The sequence below is a fragment of the Vibrio sp. 10N.222.52.B7 genome (assembly GCF_041474275.1).
GTDB lineage: Bacteria > Pseudomonadota > Gammaproteobacteria > Enterobacterales > Vibrionaceae > Vibrio > Vibrio crassostreae_C.
Map to the genome: position 1 here is coordinate 1 of NZ_JBFRTU010000229.1, position 229 is coordinate 229.

1 pseudogene is annotated in these 229 nt (G+C 44.5%); it reads left to right on the forward strand.

Annotation, left to right across the window (positions count from 1 at the left end):
- Window positions 1-229: pseudogene (locus AB4512_RS22560) on the forward strand (Crp/Fnr family transcriptional regulator); the annotation flags it as partial.

Consider the following 229-nt stretch of genomic DNA (forward strand, 5'->3'; position numbering starts at 1 on the left):
AAGCAAGGTATTAGAGCTCGCAGAGCGGAAATGCATGGTTTACAAATGGCTACTTCACTGTGGAACCAAAGCGCAATCTATTTGGATGCAGGCTTACTTATCCTCGATTCATGAAAAAGAGCAGAAAACCATTTACGTCTTGTTGGAACTTGCCGCACGCCAGACCAATATCGCGGGGGCAACCGTCAGCATTAATATTTCACAAATTCAATTGAGTTCGATAACGGGC